General features: G+C 41.6%; 21 protein-coding genes. 6 read left to right on the plus strand and 15 right to left on the minus strand.

The window, feature by feature from the left end; translation table 11 throughout:
• Window positions 1-179: 179 nt before the first annotated feature.
• Window positions 180-566, minus strand: coding sequence for a VOC family protein (locus tag MuYL_RS16350; RefSeq protein WP_094571581.1), 387 nt, complete (start codon window positions 564-566; stop codon window positions 180-182).
• 511 nt (window positions 567-1077) lie between these two features.
• Here MuYL_RS16350 and MuYL_RS16360 point away from each other — a divergent pair.
• Complete coding sequence (locus MuYL_RS16360) at window positions 1078-1419, plus strand: hypothetical protein (protein WP_094571582.1); 342 nt, start codon at window positions 1078-1080, stop codon at window positions 1417-1419.
• A gap of 109 nt (window positions 1420-1528) precedes the next feature.
• Window positions 1529-2080 (plus strand): ferritin, encoded by a 552-nt coding sequence (locus MuYL_RS16365; RefSeq protein ID WP_094571583.1) that lies wholly within the window; start codon window positions 1529-1531, stop codon window positions 2078-2080.
• Between the two features lie 77 nt (window positions 2081-2157).
• Here the strand turns inward: MuYL_RS16365 and MuYL_RS16370 are convergent, their stop codons facing one another.
• From MuYL_RS16370 to MuYL_RS16395, 6 genes are all read right to left on the minus strand, one after another.
• Complete coding sequence (locus tag MuYL_RS16370; protein ID WP_094571584.1) at window positions 2158-4068, minus strand: glycoside hydrolase; 1911 nt, start codon at window positions 4066-4068, stop codon at window positions 2158-2160.
• Between the two features lie 187 nt (window positions 4069-4255).
• On the minus strand, window positions 4256-6040 hold the full coding sequence (locus MuYL_RS16375; protein WP_211710166.1) for a beta-N-acetylhexosaminidase: 1785 nt from the start codon (window positions 6038-6040) through the stop codon (window positions 4256-4258).
• A 73-nt stretch (window positions 6041-6113) separates the two neighbouring features.
• Window positions 6114-7742 (minus strand): ArnT family glycosyltransferase, encoded by a 1629-nt coding sequence (locus MuYL_RS16380; protein ID WP_094571586.1) that lies wholly within the window; start codon window positions 7740-7742, stop codon window positions 6114-6116.
• A gap of 85 nt (window positions 7743-7827) precedes the next feature.
• The gene (locus tag MuYL_RS16385; protein ID WP_157740907.1) at window positions 7828-8877 is read right to left on the minus strand and encodes an acyltransferase; all 1050 of its coding nucleotides are present in this window, start codon (window positions 8875-8877) and stop codon (window positions 7828-7830) included.
• A gap of 137 nt (window positions 8878-9014) precedes the next feature.
• On the minus strand, window positions 9015-9548 hold the full coding sequence (locus MuYL_RS16390) for a dual specificity protein phosphatase family protein (protein WP_094571588.1): 534 nt from the start codon (window positions 9546-9548) through the stop codon (window positions 9015-9017).
• 20 nt (window positions 9549-9568) lie between these two features.
• Window positions 9569-10360, minus strand: coding sequence for a polysaccharide deacetylase family protein (locus tag MuYL_RS16395; protein ID WP_094571589.1), 792 nt, complete (start codon window positions 10358-10360; stop codon window positions 9569-9571).
• A gap of 318 nt (window positions 10361-10678) precedes the next feature.
• On the opposite strand from MuYL_RS16395, the gene MuYL_RS16400 reads away from it, so the two are divergent.
• Complete coding sequence (locus MuYL_RS16400; protein ID WP_094571590.1) at window positions 10679-12013, plus strand: sensor histidine kinase; 1335 nt, start codon at window positions 10679-10681, stop codon at window positions 12011-12013.
• Window positions 12014-12017: 4 nt separating this feature from the next.
• Here the strand turns inward: MuYL_RS16400 and MuYL_RS16405 are convergent, their stop codons facing one another.
• The 4 genes from MuYL_RS16405 to MuYL_RS16420 all read right to left on the minus strand — a co-directional run bounded on the left by MuYL_RS16405 (window position 12018) and on the right by MuYL_RS16420 (window position 14732).
• On the minus strand, window positions 12018-12905 hold the full coding sequence (locus tag MuYL_RS16405; RefSeq protein ID WP_094571591.1) for a helix-turn-helix domain-containing protein: 888 nt from the start codon (window positions 12903-12905) through the stop codon (window positions 12018-12020).
• A 62-nt stretch (window positions 12906-12967) separates the two neighbouring features.
• Complete coding sequence (locus MuYL_RS16410) at window positions 12968-13585, minus strand: pyridoxamine 5'-phosphate oxidase family protein (protein WP_094571592.1); 618 nt, start codon at window positions 13583-13585, stop codon at window positions 12968-12970.
• Between the two features lie 98 nt (window positions 13586-13683).
• Window positions 13684-14097, minus strand: coding sequence for a nuclear transport factor 2 family protein (locus tag MuYL_RS16415; RefSeq protein ID WP_094571593.1), 414 nt, complete (start codon window positions 14095-14097; stop codon window positions 13684-13686).
• 86 nt (window positions 14098-14183) lie between these two features.
• Window positions 14184-14732: a carboxymuconolactone decarboxylase family protein gene (locus MuYL_RS16420; protein WP_094571594.1), complete on the minus strand. Its 549-nt coding sequence runs from the start codon at window positions 14730-14732 to the stop codon at window positions 14184-14186.
• A gap of 201 nt (window positions 14733-14933) precedes the next feature.
• On the opposite strand from MuYL_RS16420, the gene MuYL_RS16425 reads away from it, so the two are divergent.
• Window positions 14934-15116, plus strand: a complete 183-nt coding sequence (locus MuYL_RS16425; protein WP_094571595.1) for a hypothetical protein — start codon at window positions 14934-14936, stop codon at window positions 15114-15116.
• A 123-nt stretch (window positions 15117-15239) separates the two neighbouring features.
• Window positions 15240-16571, plus strand: coding sequence for a DUF3472 domain-containing protein (locus MuYL_RS16430; RefSeq protein ID WP_170309760.1), 1332 nt, complete (start codon window positions 15240-15242; stop codon window positions 16569-16571).
• A gap of 218 nt (window positions 16572-16789) precedes the next feature.
• Here MuYL_RS16430 and MuYL_RS16435 read toward each other — a convergent pair whose 3' ends face one another.
• Both MuYL_RS16435 and MuYL_RS16440 read right to left on the minus strand, forming a co-directional pair.
• Window positions 16790-19789: a glycoside hydrolase domain-containing protein gene (locus tag MuYL_RS16435; protein ID WP_094571597.1), complete on the minus strand. Its 3000-nt coding sequence runs from the start codon at window positions 19787-19789 to the stop codon at window positions 16790-16792.
• Window positions 19790-19926: 137 nt separating this feature from the next.
• Window positions 19927-20874, minus strand: a complete 948-nt coding sequence (locus MuYL_RS16440; protein WP_094571598.1) for a Smr/MutS family protein — start codon at window positions 20872-20874, stop codon at window positions 19927-19929.
• Between the two features lie 357 nt (window positions 20875-21231).
• Here MuYL_RS16440 and MuYL_RS16450 point away from each other — a divergent pair, with 357 nt between their 5' ends.
• On the plus strand, window positions 21232-23109 hold the full coding sequence (locus MuYL_RS16450) for a M1 family metallopeptidase (protein WP_094571600.1): 1878 nt from the start codon (window positions 21232-21234) through the stop codon (window positions 23107-23109).
• A 94-nt stretch (window positions 23110-23203) separates the two neighbouring features.
• Here the strand turns inward: MuYL_RS16450 and MuYL_RS16455 are convergent, their stop codons facing one another.
• Window positions 23204-23590: a YtxH domain-containing protein gene (locus MuYL_RS16455; RefSeq protein ID WP_094571601.1), complete on the minus strand. Its 387-nt coding sequence runs from the start codon at window positions 23588-23590 to the stop codon at window positions 23204-23206.
• 219 nt (window positions 23591-23809) lie between these two features.
• A complete protein-coding gene (locus tag MuYL_RS16460; RefSeq protein ID WP_073404972.1) occupies window positions 23810-24004 on the minus strand; it encodes a cold-shock protein in 195 nt (64 codons plus the stop codon).
• Window positions 24005-24251: the final 247 nt, after the last annotated feature.

A 24251-nucleotide genomic window follows, 5' to 3' on the forward strand; every position in this document is an offset into this window, starting at 1 on the left:
TGAGAATGGCATAACCGGGGGGAGCCCCGGTTATGCCATTCTCATTTATTGTGGTTAATATAATCAGCCTTTTCTGTTGCGTTATAGCCCACACCTGGGTATTGTATATATTTTTTCATTTATTGTGAATACTAATATGCAGCTGTGTAGTCTATTCTTATGGGTTATATTAAAGCATATTAACCCTCCTTCAACACCGATAAAATATTCCCCGCAGGGTCCTTAAACCAGGCGATGTCGGGTCCATACCCATTACCGCGCATAATGCCCTTTTCATCGGTCTTAATGTCGCCAAAATCGTACTGTTCAAATTTAATTCCGAGTTGGGTAAGGCCATCAACGGCATTATCAACATCGGCTACTGCGAAGTTAAGGATAGTGAATGTTGCAGGCTCATGATTAGGTTTGGGATAAACTACTACATCAGTTCCTCCGGCCAATTTCAGGGTCATTATTCCCATCTGGTTTTCTGTAATGGAAATACCAAGCTTCCCGTTGTAAAAATCTTTAGCTTTTTGCATGTCGTTTACTGAGAAACCACTAAATGCCTTTGTGTTTTTGAACATAATTTGATTGTTTATTGGTAGATGTATGTGAATGCTTATTTATGATTTTTAAAGATAGTCCAGCTACGGATAAAGTATTTTGTAGTTTAAGCATTGAGGCAGGACCAATTCCATGCCACTTTAAAATTTTAGTTCCTAAATTCCGCCAGTTGCTTCAATGTGCTTGTCCCTTTACCCATTAGCGCCCGTCTTTCACACGCGGAGATCAGTGATAAAACCAACTTCAGGTTTAAGCTGCCGTTCACAAACCGGGCAAGTAGGGCATTCACTGCTTTTGTAATAGCTATGCCCTTTATTACAGGTGCTTAAGTTCATTATGGCATCCGGTATTAATTTGACCTTACCCAAATTTAACAGTCTTTAGCCAGCCCTAAGGGGTGCTATTGTGCCAATTTACTATACAAATTGCGCCGCCAACTTGTTCTACACTTCTCAAAAAGAAGCCGCGGAGCGAATAATATGCCTGTTTTGGCTGATACCTATGTAAATTATGATACCTTTACAGCATTACATGGAAGAAAGAAAATACTTAACTACCTGGAAAAGGTATATCCCGGTAATTCGTTTGCACTTAAAAAGAAGCCTTAACGAAGAACAGCAGTTTAAACTGAACATTACAGATTTTGAATCTGCAGGCGACCGCGGAAAATCAGGTTATACTTTCAATATAGCGTTAGAGAACGGCAAAGTAACCAACAACATCAGCGGGTCGGCAGTTGCACGTGACCTGTACGAAGCTTTAAAGGATGACGAGGCTATTAAAGCAATGCTGCTAAACAGGAGCATAAAAATAAGCGTAGGTAAATCATTTATTCTTAGCATCAAAAACAATCATATTTCCGCTTTTAAATAAGCATACCTGTTTTTATAGGATTGTAGCGCCCGCAATTATTTTGCCGGGCCTTATTTAATTATCATAAACATTTTAGTTCATTGTCAGTTTAGTGTTTAAATAAAATATTATGAACACTAACCGACTTTCGGATCAGCTTGCGAAAGCGCTGAACGATCAGATGACCAACGAAGCCCATAATGCACAGATTTACTTAAGCTATGCAGCATGGGCCAGCGATAAAGGATACGACGGTATTGCAAATTTCCTCTTCCGTCACTCCAGCGAGGAACGCAACCACATGATGAAATTTCTTGAATACATTTTAAAACGGGGCGGTAAGGTTGCTGTAACTGCAATACCTGCGCCTGGGCCTGATCCGTTAAGTGTGAACGACTGCTTTGAGAAAGTATTTACCTCTGAAGTAGAGAATACATCAAATATCTACAGCATAGTTGATATGAGCCTGCAGGAAAAAGACTGGGCTACGTGGAATTTTATGCAATGGTTTGTAAAAGAGCAAACCGAAGAAGAAACCATGGCGCTTGACCTGCTTGCCAAGATCAGGAAAGCTGGTGGAGCAAACGCTAACGATGATGCGTTATACAATCTTGATAATGATCTTGCAAGCACGCCTGATGATGCAGTTTTAGCACAGGACACCAGTGTAACTAATCCATAAAACCATTTTCAGTAATTTTATTTAAGTTAAAACATCCTGCCTATCATCTGACAGGGTGTTTTAACTTGTTGCAGTCGTTACCCGCTTATTAGCGTTACATAGCTGGTGGCAGGTAATTCAAAAGTCACACTGCCGTTATTTACCCGCAGCAGGTGACCTTTTTTCATATTCAATTCCTTACTGGTGATATAAATATCAAAACGTTTTAGGCGTACAGGCAATCCTGTTAATATCACCTTTCCAGTGGCGCCATTATTTACCAGGTGAACAGCATAAACACCTTTGGTGTTATCGCCCAAAGCCGCACATGAAACAACAGGTTTGTTACCGGTTATTGGCATAGCAAATAAACCTTTGGGTGTAATTGACAACTGTTTGAGGTTCCAAAACCGCTGACCGGGGTGTAGTGGTTCAGTGTTGCCAAAAATCCCTCCGCCTATCAATGGAGAGTAATCTGCTGTTAATTGCCACTGCAGTATGGAGGCCGGTTGGCAAATTGCCAATAACCGTGTGTATAAATTGATCTCCTGCAGCGCATAGTTTTGCTCCTGGAAAATGTCCGGGTAACTATATGCCGCCGCATCTATACTTCCTTCACCTACGAGCAGGGGTACGCCAAGCTGGTTAGCAGCATCAGCCCATTTTTTCAGCGTTACATTGTCCCATCCCCGCCAGGAATGGAATGACACCCCGCCGATGTATTGCCGGGCATCCGGATCATTTAAAGCGGGATAGATGAATTGATAAGTTGTCGCATCAGAATTATCGCCCAGCAGCATTTTTGTTTTAAGGCCATGTGCAGCGAAGTAAGCCCCGCATCCTTTAATAAAGTCGTCATGTTCCTGTGCAGTTACCTTGATATTAATGCCCAGGTCAGACTCATTAAACGAAAACAGCTTTACCTCGGTACCATATTTGTTTTTCAAATAAATAATATAATCAGCGATGGATTTATATATCGCATCCATATTATTTTTATTCAGCTTATTTCCCCAAACTCCATTCACCGGCCGAAAGTTAAGCTTGCCTTCAGCCGCCCAATCCGGTGGAAACCATGCTGAAAGAATAACAGGGATGCCTATACTATCCAAATGATGTGCCATTTCCATCGCCTTTTTTACGGCAGGATGAATTCCACCCGACGTGGCAGCAACAGTTGGATCAGTATTTAATTCAGGTTGCCAAAAGCTCCAGGGCATCTCAACCCGTCCCTGGGCCACCCGCAGGTTTTGCAGGCAATAATCTATAACCTGCGGGTCTGTTTTAGGGTTTTGAAGCCTGAAATTACCGCCAAGCCCGTCAAATGCGCGACCCTGCTGCGAAGTATTTAAGGTTAGCAAAACGGGGGTTTTATCAATATCTGCCGAGGTTTTAATGGAAAATTGCTTTTCAACCACCTCTCCGTTTGTTATCCCTCCAAGTTTTAAGGGTATGTATAGGAATATCTGTTTTCGATTATTAACCAACATGGTTCGTACCATTATCAACGACTTCTCATCCGGCTGAACACTTAGCTTACGGTCGTCTAATTCAAACTCAATTTGCCTCGCATTATCATCGTACTCAACCCCGGCTGCTTTTACCAAATGATTCAATTCGGGCTTATTGCCATCATCATATCTAAGGTTGCTGTTTAAAAAAGATTCAGGCAATGTCACAAAGAAATACACCCCCTGCAAAACCGTATCCTTGTGCGCTGTCATTTGGATAGTTACCTTAATTTTTCCGGTACCATCATCTTTAACATTCTCTTTAAAAAGCAAATTATCTATCCAGGTAGTAACCTCCTGCTCATCGTCAGCAATACGCCTATAGTGGGGTTGTTGTTTTTCTTTAGCTGTTGTACTTACATGTTTAGGATCGGTACTTACCACTTTAATTCCCGATTCAAAGTCAAAAAGCTGGCCGTGGTTACGAATGCCGGTAATGTTACCCCAGGGCTCAAGCTGAGCCTGGCAAAAGGCATTATTAACCGCTGTTGTTAGCATTAGTATAACTGCAGTTAAGATTATAAAAACAGATCTTTTAGGATTACAGGAGTGGCTTTTCAAAACAGTATTTCTTTAATAATTATTACTTTGGTATATACAGTTAAAAGTAATGCTATTAAACTTTAATACTTAATGAAAATAACGAAAATACTAAGCCAATTTTTGCAGTGCGGTTTACAGGACTTTAACGGTGTTTTCGCTTTTTAGCAGCTTTGGAATGATGTCTTTTCGAACCGTTTTTAGTATGAGTGCTTTTATTGTGGTGCCCACGCACTTTTGTTTTTCGCTCATGTCTGTGCATCTTTGCTCTTACCTGTGGTTTTATAATTTTGGGAGCAAAATCAATAGCCTCTGGATGTATTGAAACATCAAAGGGGTTAAAATAATAGATCCCGGCTTTATCATACAGTACAAAATCAGCCCGCAGGCGTTCATTAAATGAGTTTTCGTCCTTTCCAGCTGAATCAGTCCACGCCGCTTCTGCCAATGCGGCCATCCTTGGAAAAACCATGTAATCCAAACGTTTTTCAGAACCAACCAGCTCCGTCCACAGGTTTGCCTGGATTCCCAATATTTGCCCGGACTTTAACTGATCAGCAGGGAACTCTTTATACGGGAAATTATACACGCTGCTAACGCTATTCAAAGTACCATTCCACCTGCGGCCGGATACCTGGCTTTTATCCTGTACAAAATCAAAATACATGGGCAGCCTTGGGCATAGTACTACCTGGTATTTTTTTTGAAGTGCCAGTTGTAACTGAGAGGGTACGTTTTGCCGCCACCAGAAAACTATGGTTTTATCAGCGGGCAGGTCAGCATCGGCAGCTTCATCCCAGCACAGCACTTTATCATTCATGCTAATAACCGAATCAGCCATCCGGCGGAAAAAGTAATGTTCAAGATCAGCCAGAGATGTGAACCTGTTTTTGGCCATCAGGTCCATAATGGCCGGCCGGCCGGCCCATGCCTGCATCCCCAGTGACACTTCATCACCGCCCAGGTGAATCATTCCTGAGGGGAACATTGAATTGGTTTCTTTAAGGATGTCTCCTAAAAACTGGTATGTTTTTTCATTAGCCGGATCGAAGGTAAAGTTGGGGTATTTGTTGATACTCCCGCCACTATATTCAGGGTAAGCTTTGTTTGCCGCCGTTGCATGGCCCGGCATATCAATTTCAGGAACAACGGTTATAAATCTATCGGCCGCGTAGGCAACCACTTCTTTAATTTCTGACTGGGTGTAATATTGCGCATCAGCCAGCGTGTCCGTTTTATTGCCTATCCCTCCTGCCGTGGCTAATTTGGGGTATTTCTTTATCTCCAGGCGCCAGCCATCAACGTCCGTAAGGTGCCAGTGAAATTTATTTAGCTTGTAAAAAGCCATCCAATCCAGCAGCTGCTCCACTTTTTTCTTTCCAAAAAAATGGCGGGATTCATCCAGCATAAAACCACGCCACTGAAACCTCGGCACATCGTTTATTTCGCATGTTGGCAAATTCACCACTTGCCCTACCGGCTGTGTCCTGATCAATTGGAGCAATGAAACCACGCCATTAAAAACTCCCTCGTTCCCCGCTGAGGTAATTGTGATTTTATTTGATTCGATAGTTAAATGGTATGAACCGGGTAATTCATCAGCGCTAACCAGCTGTAAATCTATCAATGCTTTAACCTCGTCCTTATCAACAGTAACGGCTATCCCATTTGCTTTCTCGAGTTCCGATTTAAGGTAGTAGGCCTGCTTCAACAGTGAAGCGTTGTTCATGCCGATAATAGTACGGTTATTAAGCTCAAACCGGCCATTGGTTTTTACTATTGACCTTGGCTGAGGAATGATGCTGATATTTTGTGCCGATAGACAAAAAGGGAATAAAAGAAAAAGAACGGACACCAATTTCGCAAATTGATTTAAATTAAAAGAATTTTGGATAGCGGGGATATCGGTTTGTTGGTCTCTTAAACTCAAAAAAAACATTCGTATAATTAGGGCTATTATTAGTGAAATTGTGATTCCTACTTCGTGGCAATTAAATGCTTCTTTATTTTCCAAACGGCGGTAAACCTATTAATTGCCTGTACAATGGCAAGTCCATACGCTTGTCAGCTGGCACATGAAAGTTTTTTCCGTAAAAAACCTGCAGCCTGTATTCTACCCTTCCGCTCCGGACTATATTGATATCCGGTAGTTGGGTAACACTATCAAAAAATGGTTTGGCATCTGCATTAACATCCTGTTGTTCCTGGTCACTTATTATAATGGCATCTTTCCCTAACAACTTTTTAGGCTCAACCATAAAGGCCAGGTTACGCGGATCGCTGTTAAACACCATTATATCTTTCGTCCCTTTTAGCGCCCAGTCAACCTTGCCGGTAAGCCACCAGCGCGGTGTACCTATAAAAACATTGGGGTTGTTTGTCCAGCCCTCTTTATCAAAACGGGTTTTTATATCGGTATAATCAACTCCTTGTATAGTAGGGTCGTTATTATCCTTGTGCAGTTGGTAAACAATCCATTTGGGGCCATACCATTGCCAAAAACCGGTAACCATGTGTGTGCCAAGCACCCCAATGGTAATAATAGTAAAATACACAGAAAAGCTAACCCACCGGCAATTAAGCCTGGCCCTTTTGTCGCCACTGCTTAAGCTTTTATCAATAGCAAAACCAAGCGGTATAAACATCATCATATAGCCGGGCGCCTGCCAATGAAAATGGAATTGCAGGTTTGACCATAGCGTAACCATTGTAAAAAACACAATGGGCAATATGGCCATCCAAAACGTAAAGCTATAGGCCAGCAGCTGTTTACGCAACTTATACGAAATATACAGCTGCCTTACTATTGGGAACCAGATCCATGGTAACAAGAATGCAGCCTGCCCGCCTATGCTGCGAAAAAACCAATCAAAATGCAGCTTAAAATGCTCCGTATTAGCGCCTGCTCTTGAGCCCTGGAAAATGAACGACACCCAACCGTTATGGGCATTCCACCACAAAACGGGGAACGCCATAATAATAGTGATTAACACCGCCAGATACGGCCCGGGATGACGAAGCCAATGGCGCTGACTTTTATTGGTTACCACAAACAGAAATACCCCTGCAAATAAAAACAGCACGTGGTATTTACTCAAGGTGGCAAAACCCATGCTTACTCCAACTCCCAGCCATAACAACCAGGTTTTGCGGCTGTAGCGGGTAGCTTCCGATTTTTCGGCACCTGGGCTCACCATCAACTGAACAATATAGTAGGTAGCAAGCATCCAGAAGAACATCAGCGGCGCATCGGGCTGAAACCAGCAGGCAATAGCCACGGTGAAAACCGCGCTTAAATTCATGGTTACCACTGCCCAAAAACCAGCTTTGGCTGTGAATATTTTTTTAGTAACCAAAAACATCAGCCAGCTGGTACCGGCAAACAGCAATACCGCCGGAAACCGGAGCCCGAAATTATTTAATCCAAATATTTTTACACTGATGCCGCTCAGCCAAAAAAATAAAGGCGGCTGGTCAAAGTAGCTCAAATCAAAATTAAGCGCTCCCCTAAAATAGTAAGACTCGCCAATACCCAGCCCTGTGTAAGCGGCGATAAAGCAACGGGCCACAAAAGTTATAAGAATTATTATGGCCGCAGAACGGGCCGCATTACTTTCAGTTAGTTTATTCATTCAAATAAAATGAGCAGAATTCGCAAGGGCACAAATCTCTTAAAAAATTACGAATTATCCGGGGTTTTTATCCCGCTGGTTAACATCAGCCTGAAATCCATTTTCCTATAAAAGGAATCTTATTTATAGCCCATACCAAAGGCAATGTGATTACCAGACAGACCAGCGCAGTGACCGGGATAGCAATAATGGGTGTGCAAAGCTTGTAGCTAATGCCAAACGGACCTTCCAAAAAATACAGCACCAGTGCGTGGGCGAGATAGATGCCATAGTTGTAGCTGCCGGCAAAGTCACGGATGCGCAGAACAATTGGTGATAAATTAGGTGCTGACAATTTAAAAATGAGGAATACGCTTGCCGCCAGCAGTACAATGGGCGGACTAACCGGTTCAAAAAACATGGTTGACGGCCACCGGTGCCCCAAAAGCACCAGCCTTGACCCTATTGCTATGAGCACGATACTGAACAGGAAAAGAAGGGTCATCCACAATCGTAAATGTTTTACTTTAAAATCCTTAAAAGCTAAATAATGTCCCAACACCAGGTAACCCGCAAAGCCGGCAAAGTAATGCATATCAACCGATGGATTATAACGCACGAGGTAAGGTTGTGTGATGAGCATCACCGCAAACCAAACCACCAGAAAATAAAGGATCTCTTTTTCTGACGCATGCCGCACAAATTTACCGATAACCGGCATAAAAAAGTAGAGGCCTATCAGCATGTACACATACCATAAATGGTAGGAACTGCCATATTTTAACTGGTGCAATACCAGTTTGATATTTGCCCAGATGTCGCTGGTAAAGGCAATCTCTTCGTTGTGCAGGGCATACCATACATAAACCAAACTCCAGAACAGGAAGGGCACCACCACCCTCAGCAGTCGTTTTTTAAGAAACCCACCAATTTCATACTCCCTGTGCAGTGATAAAGCACCGGTAACCATTACAAAAACCGGCACCGCAAACCGCACCGCAGCGTTTAAAAAGTCGGCTACCCACCAGTAGGACATTGCAACTTTTCCATATTGCATCAGCAGCAGCGAGGTGCTGTGAAGCACAATTACAGCATAAAGGGCTACAATTCGCAGGTTGTCTATCCAGTCAATGTTCTCGGTTTTGGCAGGGGGCATAAGCGGGTAAAGATTTTTTAAAAATAAGATATTTTCATCAGCCTGCATAAATTGACTTGTCCATGGAGAATAAACAGGGGATGCGTGGTTACACAGGCTATAAGGACTACGGTACCAAATTCTGAAAATTAAAAAAATCAGGGGAGATTATTGTAATATGCCTCTAACTCTTTCAGTTTTGCTACCTGCCCCGGCCTGGGATTTATAAATTTCCTCACCCTTTTTATCATCAGGTAGGCATCCTGGTAAGTAAGCCCTGTTTTTATCAGGTAGGCTATTGCCATTGTTGGCCCCCTTCCAAGCCCCTGCCGGCAGTGTACGTAAACTATGCCCTTATTTTTTATTTCGCGGTCAATAAAATCGGCTCCTTTTAACAGCACCTCCAATGGCGGTGGCGTATTATCAGTAGTAGGCAGGTGCAGGTATTTTATCCCCGCATGCTGGGCATCGCTGTAATCGTTATGCACCCGCATATTTACAATAGCAGTAACACCCAGGGCCTTTAACTTTTCCAGCCCAACCAGGTTATACTGGCTGCCTAAAAATAAATGCGCTGTTATCTGCGATCGCTTTAAACGCGGTACACCTACTATCACGCGGTGGATATTGTCGTAAATGTAATCTAACACCAGCCCCGTGCCAATTAAAATACTTTTAAGTTTTTTAAACATATTGCTAAAGCCTAAATGGCTTAATCTTGTTTATTTGCCTGTGAAATATAATCCATTGCCTGCTGGAAAGTAGCAACCCAAATATCTTTCCTGTTTTTTGCAAGATAGCTGAGCAATTCTTTATGTGCATCCGCTGCTGTGGTAATATAATCGCCGCCTACTCCGTGAAACATAAAAACCCCCATACCGCCACTTTGTTCAGTTTTGTTAACAAAGTCTATCAGTTTAGCGCCAGGCGTTTTTTCTTCAAGTCCGTATGACGGAACTAATAAGGGATCGAGCTTTTTGAAATCGGTAATAATGGCATCATGATCTCCGCCGATACGGGCATATTTTATAAGGCCCGATTTACGAAGCGAATCAACATAACTTTTTCCGCCCACCTGGGTTTCGGTACATGGATAAGCATAAGTGCGTTCGCTTTTACCATCTACTGCAAACAGCAGGTTGTTCATAGAATATATCTCGCGCATTATTTGATAGATGGAGTACTTTTCTGAGGCATTTAAAGGGTTCTCCGGCATATTTTCACTATTGCATGGGTGGTATAGTGTGTGGTTGGCCAACTCATGCCCTTCGGCGGCTGCCGCCCGCCATTTTGAAATATTTGTGTGATTAATGTCTCCTGTTAAAAAAAATGTGCCTTTGAAATGGTGAGCATCCAGCTGAGGGACGGCTATTTTTAACTGCGAATCAAGCGCGTCATCATAGGTGAGTATTATTACCGCCTTTTTATGGTGCGGCCATTTGATTTTTTGCTGTGCATTGGCCAAACAGCTGAATAATAGCAAGCACAGGGTAAGCCTTTTCATAATTGAGTTTATACTGCAATTAAGCAAATTATTTAAATACTTTTCATTTTCGGATAAGGTTATTTTCTACATAAAGATAACTAATACCAGCCCTTTCAAGAAAATAAACTCCATATTGTTTTTTTTAATTACCAATTAATCAATTTCAACCAACATGACGCTATGAGTCATAATTAAAAAAGATAATACTTACCAAAACTTACAATTATTATTGATATTCAAACCTTTAGTGTTATTTTTAAGGATTGATGTGCTATTGCCTATTAAAACTATTAGTGTAATTATTAAACCCTAAATTTAAAATCCGCTATAAAAGTTATGCAATCTTTCTGGAAAAAAAGTCTCGGTTTACCACCTGTTTTCTCCTTAGAGGCACGGATTTTTAATGCAATATGCCTGGCCTCTGCTACCTGCCTGTTTTTTACCGCCGTCTTAAACTTACTGCTCGGTATTCAACAGCTTGTTATATTGATGGCGATATTTTTTACTATCTCATTGCTCTGTTATTATTTCTCGCGTTTCAAAGATCGTTTGAACACCGCTATTGTTGTTTATTTGATCGCGAGCCAGGTGCTGCTTATCATAAATTACAAATACAATTCCGGCATCAACGGTCCTTCTCTTTTGATTTTTTTACTCTCCCACTTCCTCGCCATATCCATCATCCCGCTTAAACAGTACTGGTTTTGGATAACGCTGAATATTTTATTGGTTTCAACACTACTCGTGGTTGATTACAATTATCATGGGATAATAATTGATACCTATCCCGACAACAAACACCGTTTTATAGATTTCGGCTTTACGTATATTTTCATCGTATTTTTCATTTTCATGGTTACCGTAGCCGTACGAAAAAACTACCATGGTGAAAAGAAACTGGTTGAAGAAAAGGCTTCGGAACTGGAAGCGGCGAACGAAACTATGAACAAGCTGTTTTCTATTCTTGCACATGACCTCCGCTCGCCCTTGGCTTCTATTCAAAACTACCTGGAGATTCTTTCAGAATTCAAACTGAATGAGGGCGAACGGTTGTCTATACAAAAAGAACTGTTAAAGTCTACACAGAATACGCAACAAATGTTGGCAAACCTATTGTCATGGAGCAGATCGCAGATGCAGGGGGTAACTGTAAACTTAACTAACCTTGATCTAAAAAAAACACTGGAATCTACATTTCATATTTATCAAACTGTAGGTACAGAAAAAGGCATCCAGGTAATAAATCAATTGAACGATGCGGTTTTTGTTTTGGCTGATGCAGATATGCTGCAATTAATAATCAGAAACCTTATAAATAACGCCCTTAAATTTACCAACCCGGGTGGTTGTATCACTGTATCAGCAGAAACCATTGATGACGTTTGCTGCATCGTGATCAAAGATAACGGACTGGGGATATCTTTTGAACAACAAAGCGAGATTTTTTCACTCAAAACAGCACCGACTTTCGGTACAAAGAATGAAAAAGGCATTGGGTTAGGCTTGTTGCTGTGTAAAGAATTTACCGAAATCCAAGGCGGAAAAATAACTTTTGAAAGTACACCCGGCTCCGGTACTACATTTTACGTAAGCTTGAGATTGGGATCAAGCCTTACTGAAAGTGGGTCTTATCCCGGTAACTCAACAAGAAAACAACATCCCATTAAATAGAAGATCAGGCTACCATCGCCCGTCCTGCACCAACTGTATCACGGTAAACCTGCGGCGAAACATCAGCATTGATTTTAAAGAACCTGCTAAAGTAATATTCATCATTATAACCCAGTGCGTAAGCTATTTCTTTTACAGGCTTATTGGTAAGATACAGTTCGCGTTTGGCCTCAATAATAATGCGATCGGCAATCATATCGCTAATAGTACGGTTAAAATGTGCCTTTGCTATTTTAGCCAATGCCTTTGCCGAAATATTAAGCAGATCGGCATAATCACTGGCCGAATGTTTCTCTTTAAAATGGGTTTCTATGGCATCCTTCAGGTTTTGAAGTATAAACGGCTCTTTACGGTCTATTAAAATTTCATTTGCTTCGGGCTGCTGTTCTGTTTTTAACCTTACGGCGGTTATCAAAAATATTTTGAGGTATGACATCAGTAATTCATACTGCGCAACCGCCGGGTTCTGCATTTCCGTTTTAATTTGCCCCAGCACCATTTTAAAAATAGCGGCAGCAGGTTCATCAACCATCACAAAAGGCGGTTCGTAAATATTGTTAAATAAAACTCCGTTGCAGGATACCTCTTTATCATGTTTATGAATACAAAAAAAGTCGGGGTGAAAATTTATGGCAACACCTTCAAACGCAGCATCAGCCATTATCATAAAGGGCTGATAAATAGCAAAAGCCAGCAAGGTGCCTGGTTCAAAATCATATTCCGAGAAATTGAACCTCAGCTTTCCCCTGCCCTTTGTAACCCAAATTACAGTGTAAAAGTTATGGCGTTGCAAATGATCGAACTGGCTATTATCATCAAACGAAAATAGCCTGAAAGCCAGGTTGCCTGTTTGCGGATTAACCAAGGTAAACGCAGTTTGGATATTGAGCATGTGGGTTGTGGTTATATTTAAATATTGGCAGGTTATGATACAGCCTTTTTATGCCTGATTAACTAATCTAAAATTTTTAACCGCTGCTTTAAAATGGCGTTTTCTTCGCGTAACTTGTTAATATATTCATGTTGTGCCATAAATTCATCCCGGATCTCTTCAAGTGTATATCGTTCCGTAATGTGCTGCGGGCAATTCCAGTCATAGGCCTTCACATTTAAACGAATGATCCTCTCGGGCTTAAAGCTATAGTTTTCAAGATTAAGCCGATCAAATAATTCCGGATAATCCTTAAGTTCCAATACCTCGGCTTCCGCAAAAATCTTTAATCTTGCTTTAGCCGCCTGATCCAATAAAAACAAGGATACTTTATTATTTGTAACCAGGTTACCTATGGAGATGTATTGCTTATTGCCACCAAAATCAATAAACCCAAGCGTTTGATCGTCCAAAACTTTTAAAAACCCTTTAGGCCCACCCCTGAACTGGATATAAGGAAACCCATTTTCGCCAATGGTTGCCAGGTAAAAATTATCCTGGTGACTAATAAAATCTGTTTCACTTTCTGTTAAACCATCAGTAGTTTTATAAGGCTCCATGCGGGCATAACTTGCCCTGCTGCCATAGCGCTCCTGGAAACTTTTGGAAGCATCTGAAAAAGCAATTTCCGGATAGTTCATTTTGTTGCGGTTTAATTAGTGAGGGAATGGAGGTATGCTGTTTTTAAATCAAACTTAATAACATAAAACCACAACCGCCAGTTTTTTAACCCTGAAGATTATAAATATCTGTCGTTTTCATTTATTTCCAGGTCGTTGATACTGGCATAACGCTTTTTCATTAAGCCATTCTCATCAAACTCCCATAATTCGTTGCCATAGCTGCGGTACCACTGCCCTTCGGCGTTATGCCATTCATATTCAAATCTTACCGCCATACGGTTTTCCTTAAAACCCCAAAGTTCTTTTTTAAGCTTATAGTCAAGCTCCCTTTCCCATTTATCCTTTAAAAATTGCTTTACTTCTTCGCGCCCGTTTACAAAATCAGTACGGTTGCGCCATTCGGTATCAACCGTGTAAGCCAGGCAAATTTTTTCAGGATCCCTGGTATTCCAGGCATCTTCGGCGGCTTGCACCTTCTGTAGTGCAGTTTCCATTGTAAAGGGCGGCAAGGGGTATCGTTTATTTTCCATTTTGATATTTTTTAAAATTAGCTAATACAGCAAAGGTTAAGCCGCCAAAGCCTAACTTTTACCGTATTATGAGATTTGTGGATAGCTTAAGCAACCTGCCCTGCGTGCACAACCGGGAAATCAATACTTGTATTTGCAGTATTGTTAAAGTAATTGGTTAAAACATTTAATGCTACATGGCCAACAATTTCACCAATTTCGCCGTCTGTTAAACCTGCTGCCTTTACTGTGTCAACATCTGCATCATTCACCAGGCCCTGTTTGTTAAGCAATACTGTGGCAAATTTCAATATGGCGTCTGTTTTTGCATCAGCAGCGTTGGCATTACGGGCATTTTGTAAGGTATTGGTATCTATATGCACCAGCTTTTCGCCTATAAATGAGTGGGCAGATAAACAATAGTCACAGTTATTTTGCTCAGATACCGCCAGCGCAAGCAGCTCGCCTGTTTTAGCACCCAGTTTGCCATGGCTTAATGCACCGCTTAAATTAAGATAACCTTCCAGCAAGGCAGGTGAGTTACCCATGGTACGCATCATGTTGGGCACCATACCTAATTTACCGTGTATCGCATCAAATAATTCTTTTGTTTTTCCTGTGGCCTCATCGGGGCTAATTGCTTTTAAACGTGTCATTTTTTTTTGTTTTTGTTTCGTCGTTATTGACAATACAAATGTGCAACAGCCCTGAGTTTTATAACATGGATGATAGACGCATGTTGATGGACAATTTTTCCGTTGCAGTTAATGGCTCTTTATTAAGTTTCTTTAATCAAATCCAAAAAACCTGTAATAGCACTATAAATATTTACCTTTGGTTGAAAACTAAAAAACAACATGGCACAAAAAGTAATAACTGTAAATATAAATGTGTACGAACAAGCGGTTACCAACCGTCATTCTGCTTACGAGATCCCTTTTGTAAATAAATACCTTGACGAAGGCTGGGTAATTAAGGAGACTATTCACAGCCCCGCAGCACCTAATTGGACCAATATTACTTTTATACTGGAAAAATAGCCGACCACCAAAAATTAACGCCGAACTATATAAGCTATGACCTGGATATATTTTAGGTCAAAAATGTTAAACTGTACCTGTATTCAGGTAATCAGCTTTATAAAAGGCCTATACTATCAAACAATGAAACTAAATAAAGTAAGTACCCGAATCTCACTTTTAGCCTTTATTGGGTTTTCGTTAACGGCATTTGCAGGAAAAGCCCGGCCAAACACCAACACAATAAAAAGTACAGACAGCTTGATTACAGTCCCCATAGGTGGTAACTCATGGCGAATAGCCAAAGACACCATCGGCGGGAACGTAACTAATGATGGTATTGCAGACTGGGCAGATCAGCAGGTAAGATTTAACACTTATGTTCGCTTAACGGATAAGGGCAGTCTTAAACTATGGCTAAATCTTAAAGTAGCGGATGGCACAAGCCGAATTGCGGTATCGGCCTTAAAAAAGACGAAAGAAGTAACTGTTACCGGCAATACGGCAAAGGATTATTACGTGGGCGAATGGGCCGTTAAAGATACCGGCTACCTGGTTATAGAGATAAAAGGCATTAGTAAAACGGGAAAAAGCTTTGCGGATGTAAGCAGCATAAAACTATCCGGCGCCGCAACCAAAGGCAAAACTGCTTATGTAAAAAACAACGAGGGCAATTATTTTTATTGGGGTCGCAGGGGGCCATCCGTCCACTTAAACTATACTGTGCCAGAGAAAATGAATGCCGAATGGTTTTATAATGAAGTTACCGTACCGGTTGGCAATGACGTAATGGGTTCCTATTTTATGGCTGATGGTTTTGGCGAAGGCTATTTCGGGATGCAGGTAAACTCGCCTGCTGAAAGACATATCCTGTTTTCGGTATGGAGCCCGTTTGTAACCGATAACCCAAAAGACATTCCGGATGATAAAAAAATTGTAATGCTTAAAAAAGGCGCCAACGTGCATACCGGCGAATTTGGCAGCGAGGGTTCGGGCGGACAAAGCTACCTGCTGTATAACTGGAAGGCCGGTAATACCTATAAGTTTTTAGTGCGGGTTAAGCCCGATGGCAATAACCATACTACTTATACCACCTGGTTTTTTGCTCCGGAGCTGGGCAAATGGCAATTGATAGCCAGCTTTAGCCGCCCGCAAACCAATACTTACTTGAAACATCTGCACTCCTTTTTAGAGAATTTTGAGCCGGAGCAGGGAACTATGACCCGTAAAGTACTCTTTAGCAATCAATGGGTTGCTGACGAAAGCGGTAAATGGATGCAATTGACCAAAGCTAAGTTTACCAATGATAATACCGGTGCCAAAGGCTACCGAATGGATTTTGCAGGCGGTACAGAGGGCGATGCTTTTTACCTTAAAAACTGCGGTTTCTTTAATAATTATACCGCCCGCAATACGCTATTTGAAAGGCCTGCAAACAGTAAAATGCCGGAAGTGGAGCTGGATAAGTTACCGTGATATTTTTATGTTCCAATTAATGCAAACCACCAACATGAGCTAAGCACGAACAGCTGAGACCGTAAAACAGCTGTTTAGTTGACCAGAGACATTTAGCAGGTTAACATTATAATCGCAGAAATTGCCTCGATCCTTAATTGCAAGCAACCAGATTCGTAATATCCGTGCGTTATCGAGCCCGGCTGTAAGCAACAAGGCTCAATAACGCAGATATTTTTTTATTTTTCCTCTTTTAACACCAGCAACCAGCCCTTGCCCTTTTCAACCTTTATTTCGTCACCATCTTTAAAGCTTGCGGACTGCTGAAAGTTATTGACTGCAGGGGCTGTTATGGTTGCTTTTGCCGGATCAATGCCTAAGGCTTTCCAGTTTATTTGTAATTTAATGGTTGTATCATCTTTTGCCCAGCTGGCTATAGATACCAGCGCACTACGCTCTTTTTTGTAGATGGTTGCCAGCACCTCCGGATTATTGGTTTTTACCGGATTTTTTTCGACCCAGTAGCCAATCATCTTAGTGCCTTGCATGCCAAAATCATCCCAAACCTTCCAGATGGGGCGGGGATCGGCGTTATCACTCCATGGCATGCGGTTGGTCATCCCGTATATCATTCCACGCCACGGGTTGCCGCCTCCCTGCAGCATTTCGCCCATTAAACCAAACGGAATGCCCGATACTTCGGTTAAAAAGAAATCAGGTGAGTTTTTTTCATAATCAAAATATTCGCCAAACCAAAGCCTGTTCAGATATGGAAAATGCTCCAGGTAAAGGTTCCCGCTGTTGTTAAAGCCATCGCTTTTGTTGTATTGATTGGCAGAGTGCAGGTCGATAATACCTGGATGCCCATCTTTGGTGAGCACACGTTTAATCCGTTTCATGGTAATGCGGTCAAATGCCACATCGTCCAGGTAAATGCCATCAATGCCTACGTTTTGCACCAGCCAGTTCATGCCTTCCACATAGTAGTTGTGCCATCGGCTCATCCCGCTGTTTATTAACGCGGCATCTTTATATTCCGGCACATACCAGGCTGCAATATAATCGTCGGCTACATGCTCCTGCAACCATGAATAACCTCCCCCCTTGCCGGGCGAATAAATCTCGTGCCCAAGGCTGCGCATCGGAAAGGTTTCATAAGCACTGTTCGACAATTCGCGTACGGTGTTATAGATCTTCACCTTCAAACCCAGCTGATGCGCCGAATCAATGTAACTTTTCATTTGGCGCCACCTGATGAACGGATAGTTGATATAAGGATTTATCGGCGTTCCGTGGTGGATGTTAACTACGGTTGCCCCGGTTTGCTTAATGCTGTCAAGGGCACTGTATTTATGGTAAAAGCGGGTTGCCCACTGAAAATCTGTATTTATCGGATGGAAAGGCGTAATCAGTAAGGTAAAATTATAATATAGTACATCGCCCTTTTTCATTGTGCGGGCACCGCTATAGTTACTTACCAAAACATGGTTATCCTTCTCGTTGATCCTGATGCCGCCCTTGTTATCATTGCCCCATGAAGTTGGCAGCAATAAAGGTTTTTGAAGATAGAAATTGGTATTAAGTGGGCGCACATAATTTTCATCCCGCAGCGAATATTGCAGGCCTGCATTCACATCCCCAATCCATGCGCCGTCCTGGTTTTTATGCGGCACATCCCATTTCCATTCGTAGCTATCAGGTCGCTTTTCACCCTTCAAATTGAGCCCCATCATGTATTTGGAGGCCTCCTTATTAAAAGGAATTTCCATCCTGATATCCTTCAAATCCACATCATGCAAAGCCGTAACCTTTACCATGTATGAAGCAAAACCATCAAACTCAATAGTGCCTGATACATCCATTTGCAGGTTGGCAGCGGTGTTAACAGCGTCCCATTTAACTGTGCCGGCCCGTGTTTCGGTAAATTTCACCCCTTTTGATTGCCATTTTTCAGCACCAACATTATTTTCTGCTACCAGCTTAATTGGCGCGGCAATAACTTCTTTGGCTATGCTTGAAAACGAGGTCATTTCGGGCGTAAAATAAGTCTGGATACTTTTCGGGAAGCCTGTTTTATCCAGTATTACCTTACGGCCCAACAGTGCAATGGTGTTGTTTTTTACCACCAGCGGGATATAGGGTTTTATTACATCATTTTGTTGCGCCAGGGTTGAGTTTAACCAGGCCAGGCGGGTTTCCCTTTGTGGTTCATTAATTCCGCCTTTAACGGCTGTAGCCTTTTCAACTTTTATCCGGATACCAATTTTGGTATTCTCCGCATTTTTTGGCGAAATAGTTACCGTACCTTCATAGGTACCAGCAACGGCTGTTGCCGGGATATTTACCAGGCACCACATGGCTTGAACATCGCCTTTAGCTATATCAACTTCTTTAGTAAACGAATTTCCCCTATAATCGGTTCCCCCGTTATTAATACAAGACATTACTTTTGATGAAATCACCTGCCCTGATTTGTTTTTCAGGTCAGAGAAAATAATTTTTACCCCATTCAAATCTTTGGCTGTTGGGTAAATGCCTAATTGATAGGTATAATTTTCACCCCGTTTTGCTTCGCCGTTAAAAACGTTTCTTACACCGGTCGTGATCCATCGCTGAGGAAGGTCATGTTTCATTTTTATAACAAACTGCCTGTCTTCCGGGAAAACCAAATAGGTTCTGCCTGAATTTTGCGAAATAAGGTTGTTTACCTCAGTTTCTGTCGCTATCACCTCCATAGGGTAAAAGCTGTTCATGGCGTTTACAGATTCGATGGATTCAACTGTTGCGCCTTCTATGTCGCTGCTATTGGGAATAGTAGTTAACCAGTTATCGGCAGCGGTAGGTTGCGCCTTCATGTATTTAACGTTGGGATAATTTGATTTCCTGTCAACCTTATACGGCAAATAATAAACAAAGTATTTTTTATTACCGGCATCAGGCTCAAAATACAGCACACAACTTTCGCGGTTAATGCCGGTTACAGACACATTCATTACCCTTTTACCCGATGCGGAATCAACGATAAACAGTTGTTTCGTTTCCGGGTGATGATCATTGCGCCGCCAGTTAATGATAGCTTTAGCTAAATGCGTGTTGGCTTTTTGAAGCGTTAACACCACCCTGTGGTTACCGAGCGAATCAGCATCCCAATCATTATTTTTTGTAGTGTATTTGATTTGCTGCGCGATAGAAAGCTGACAGACGAGGAGAAAAACGGATAAGTAAAAATATTTATTCATTATAGCATGGTAAGGGATGCTAAATTAATAAATACTTACCTATTAAAAACGGATTGTGCAAAGGTTTGCGCAGAGCCAGCCCGCTGTTGTTTTTTGATTAAATAGCGCAGGCCAATGACCTGCGCTGTTATATAACCTTATTTCAATACTACCTTGGTGGCGCCATAGCCAAACTTCTCTTTCCTGGCATCCATAAAAGTCTGGATCTTCTGGTGCTTGCCTAATAGCTTATGAATCTCGTGCCTTAAAGTGCCGTTGCCCGCGCCGTGAATAAAAATAATTTCAGGCTGCTGGTGTACAATGGCAGCATCAAGCGCTTTATGAAAATGATCAAGTTGAATTTTAAGGATCTCGCCACTGTTTAAAAACTGGTAATCGTTTCGCAGCTTTTCTATGTGGAGGTCAACCTCGGTACCTGGTTTGTCAACAACGGCCTTCTCATCCGGAGATTGAAAAAAACTTTCCTTCAGTTTTTGGGCATCTATTACCAGGTCGGGCTCATCCAGCTGAATTAACCAGCCCTGGGTTTTAAGGATCGGGATCAGTTTTTTTGAACCTGAAAAATCCTTCGCCTTAAATTTCTCATTAACAACCAAGGGCGCTGGCGGTTCGGTGTTATGTTTAGTATGATAAACAATATGAAAAACAAATTTCGGCCAAAGCTGCAGGTCTGCCAGTTGCGCCGAGTAAATTTTTGTTGCTGTGTTTGGCGCGGCCAGCCCGCTGTATTCTCCTTTAAAAGTATTTGTCCTTTCTGTTGTCAATGATGCCAACAGCTGAAACGAGGTGTCGTTAACCAAATAAAAATGGACCACTGAATTAGCTTTCGGATCGTTTATTACACCTATATAAACACCTTTGACTTTAAAATCGCCAACGGGTGTTTGCGGCTCTTCTGCCTCGTCCTCTTTTTTACTGCCTGCGGGTACGTAGCCATGCACCGTGGTAACCTTACTGGCCAGCACCGGGATTTCGAAATCGTCGTCGCCGGTTACCCCTATCATTTGGTCGTCAATAATACGGGTTACAAAGCCCTCCATTTTCTCGTCCACAAAACGCACAAAGTCGCCTAATTTATATTTCATGATTACACTAATTATTAAGAGATTATACCGAATATATTGGCATTACACTGATTGGGTTTTAACCCTAAGGATCATTCCGGTCAAATCATTTTCAATCAGTATAATCCCAAAAACAAAAAACCACCTGCCCAAAGGCAGATGGTTAGAAATTAGTTATTTAATACCCCTATTAAAATAACTGGTGCAAATTAAAAAAATATTTATCGCTCTGCAAATAGTTAAGTGTTAATTTTTTTAACGGAAATGTAATTATTTCAATTTCCATGCGTCTCATACCATATAAATTGTCTTTTATTTTATTTCCTCCATATAATATTGGCTTAAATCTGTTTATTTGCTCATAAAATTTTACATCAAATGTTTAAATCAATTATTGTAGGTGCTGTTTGCAGCCTGGTTTTATTCCAGGCCCAGGCACAAAACCTGTACATGCCGCGCGATATTCAGCACGCCTTTAACAAAGGAACAAGGGCAATGGATGGCAAACCAGGTAAAAATTATTGGCAAAATCACGGCCGCTATAACATATCTATCACCGCACTGCCGCCCGAAAGGAACATAAAAGGCGTTGAGCAGATCTTTTATTTCAACAACAGCCCTGATACCCTGAAAAGGTTGAATATGAAACTGATTCTCAACATTCACCGCCCTGGAGTTGCCCGTTTTGGCAGTGCCAGTGATGATTACCTTACACCCGGTGTCCAGGTTGACTCGATATTTATAAACGGAACAAAAAAGCCATGGAATAACAAGCAGGCAGCCAATACCAACCAAATGATAGGTCTGCCAAAACCGTTAATGCCCCACGATTCTGTAAAGTTGGACATTACCTGGCACTTCGAAATCTCCAAAGAAAGTGGCCGCGAAGGCATGATAGACTCAACCACCTATTACATGGCTTATTTTTATCCGCGTGTATCAGTATATGATGACTATAACGGTTGGGACACCCTACCCTTTTTAGATGCGCAGGAGTTCTATAACGATTTTAACGACTATACCCTTAATGTTACCGTTCCTAAAAACTATTTGGTTTGGGCCACCGGTACCTTACAAAATGCTAACCAGGTTCTCCAGCCTGAATATGCGGAAAGGCTGAAAAAATCCTTCACCAGCGATTCAACTATCCATATTGCCACAAAAGAGGACCTGGCAAAGAAAAACATAACGACACAAAATAGCACGAATACCTGGACATGGACCGCCAATAATATCAGCGACATGGCCGTAGGTGTAAGTGATCATTACGACTGGGACGCAGCCAGCGCCATCGTGGATACTAAAACGGGCCGAAGAGCAAGCATGCAGGCAGCATTTTTAGATGCAGCAGCTGACTTTCATCACTCTGTGCAGGCAGGGCGCCACTCGTTAAGCTGGTTATCACAAAACTGGCCCGGTGTTCCGTACCCGTTTCCAAAAATGACCGCTTTCCAGGGTTTTGCCGATATGGAATACCCGATGATGGTGAATGACAGCCATACGGACGATATCGGGTTTTCACAATTTGTACAGGACCATGAAATTGCACACACCTGGTTCCCATTTTACATGGGGATAAACGAAAGCCGTTATTCATTTATGGATGAGGGGTGGGCCACAACATTCGAGCTGTTAATAGGCACCTCAGAAGTAGGTAAAGAAAAGGCTGAACAGTTATACAAAGGTTTCCGGGTAAACCAATGGATCCATGATCGTTCAACTGCCGAAGATCTGCCGATTATTACCCCTACCAGTGAATTAAGGGGCGGTTTTGGTAACAACTCTTACGGAAAACCATCTTTAAGCTATTTTGCTTTAAAAGATATGCTTGGTGATGACCTGTTTAAAAAAGCGCTACATACTTATATGGACAACTGGAACGGAAAACATCCTATTCCATGGGATTATTTCAACTCCATGAGCAGCGGATCGGGTAGAAACCTTAACTGGTTCTTTAACAACTGGTTCTTCAGCAACGGCTACATCGACCTTAATTTACAAAAAGTAACCAAAGCAACCGGCGGCTACATGCTGGCGATTCAAAATATAGGCGGTTTCGCAGTTCCTTTTGATGTGAAGATAACTTATACCGATGGCACTACTACAACTTTCCACCAAACTCCGGCCGTTTGGGAGCATAATCAAAAGCAAATAGCTGTAAATATTAAAACCACCAAAACAGCTGCTTCTGTAGTAATTGATGGTGGAATATTTATGGATGCTGATGAAAGCAATAATAAATGGACTGCTAAATAATACACCCTAAGGCGGCAAAAGGATTAAGTCTGCCCCAAACAAAGAAACCCGGCCTATAGCCGGGTTTCTTTGTTTATGATATCAAATCGAATATTTAGGAATTCTGAACTGAATGATTCAGGTCGTTAGCTCCATTTTTAACGGTCGATTTAGCTTCGTCAAATTTAGATTGTGCCCGATCTTTAAGTTCGCTGGCTTTTCCCTTTGCAGTTTCAACTGCAGTGTCTCTGTAATCAGACACTGTGTCAGCTATACCGCTGAATGTTGAACGCGCTTTGTCAAAAATAGTATTACCATATTCTTTAATACCGCTCGATGTATTTTGCGCTTTGTCTTTAGCTGCTTCAACCAGGTCATTAATATAATCGGCAATATCTTCGCGCGTTTTCTCACCTTTTTCCGGTGCCAGCAATAATCCTAATGCTGCTCCCGCTGCTGCTCCTATTAATAGTGCTGCTATAACTCTTGTCTGATCTTTCATATTTTCTGAATTTAGATGATTACCTTAATACAAGAACAATGCCAGTGTTTTGTTTTCATTTTTTAAAAATGCTTCTTTTGTATTTTACTTAACCGCTTTGCAAAGCAGAGCTTTAAACAGAAGTATTGTTACTATGTCCCGTCCGGCACGGAGGTAAAAGGCACAAAAAAGGCATCCATTTTAAAATGAATGCCTGTACGCTTAATGATTATATTATAATTAAATAACCTTTACATTTACCGCATTTAAGCCTTTTCTTCCGTTTTCAACTTCAAACTCCACTTTATCATTTTCACGAATTTCATCGATTAGACCTGTTGAATGAACAAATACGTCCTGGCCACCAGCACTTGGTGTAATAAATCCAAAACCTTTTGTTTCATTGAAAAATTTTACTGTTCCTTCTTTTTGCATTATTTTATTTATTAAAGGCGGCAAGGTAGTCATTATTATTTGCAAATCAACTATTTTGTTTTGACACGAAAGGCAAAGAAGTGAAAAGCCATAAAATAAAAAAGCCCTTCAGCTACTGCTAAACGGGCTTTGCTAAAAATCAATTAATCGCACATATCGCCCCAGCGCGCTATCCTTAATTATTTAGCCACATCTTAACTATCCCCTGTTAGCGGGTTATTAACGTACTGTTATTCAGGTTATAATA

Source organism: Mucilaginibacter xinganensis (assembly GCF_002257585.1).
Classification (GTDB): Bacteria; Bacteroidota; Bacteroidia; order Sphingobacteriales; family Sphingobacteriaceae; genus Mucilaginibacter; species Mucilaginibacter xinganensis.